We start from the raw sequence: 858 nt of genomic DNA on the forward strand, positions 1-858 counted from the left end.
GTTATTCATTATTTATATACATTCAATAAAAAAGTAACTGGATTTGCCCCTATATTTCCAGACACCTGTTATCACTTAACCCATTACTGGCTCGCTGCCGTAGATATTCCCGTGGCGAGCGATAACCCAGTGCACTATGCGGATGCCATTCGTTATAATGCTCGAACGCCTCTGCAAGGTTCTTTGCTGCCGTTAACCCGTCTGGTTTGGGTATGATACTTATGTAGTCACGCTTTATCGTTTTCACGAAGCTCTCTGCTATGCCGTTACTCTCCGGACTCCGCACCGCCGTGTTTTTCGGTTCAAGCCCCAACATCCGGGCAAACTGCCGTGTTTCATTAGCCCGGTAGCATGAACCATTATCCGTCAGCCACTCTACTGGAGACGCCGGAAGCTCGTTGCCGAAGCGGCGTTCCACCGCTCCCAGCATGACGTCCTGTACTGTTTCACTGTTGAAGCCGCCCGTAGTGACCGCCCAGTGCAGTGCCTCACGGTCACAGCAGTCCAGCGCGAACGTGACTCGCAGTTTTTCTCCGTTATCACAGCGGAACTCGAACCCGTCAGAGCACCATCGCTGATTACTTTCTTTCACAGCCACTCTGCCTGTATGTGCCCGTTTCGATGGCGGTACAGCAGGTTTTCGCTCAAGCAACAGCGCATTCTGGCGCATGATCCGGTAAACACGTTTGGCATTGATCGCAGGCATACCATCAAGTTCTGCCTGTCTGCGAAGCAGCGCCCATACCCGACGATAACCATACGTGGGCAGCTCTCCGATAACATGGTGTATACGGAGAAGCACATCCGTATCATCAGTGTGACGACTGCGGCGGCCATCCATCCAGTCATCGGTTCGTC

General features: G+C 52.3%; 1 protein-coding gene. It reads right to left on the minus strand.

The annotated features are described in order from the left end of the window. Positions 1 to 49: 49 nt before the first annotated feature. On the minus strand, positions 50 to 858 hold an 809-nt coding region (locus ACLO87_RS16685; RefSeq protein ID WP_430224326.1), incomplete at its 5' end, for an IS3 family transposase.

It is taken from the genome of Paenalcaligenes sp. Me52, assembly GCF_050487965.1.
In the GTDB taxonomy this organism is placed as follows: Bacteria; Pseudomonadota; Gammaproteobacteria; order Burkholderiales; family Burkholderiaceae_B; genus Paenalcaligenes.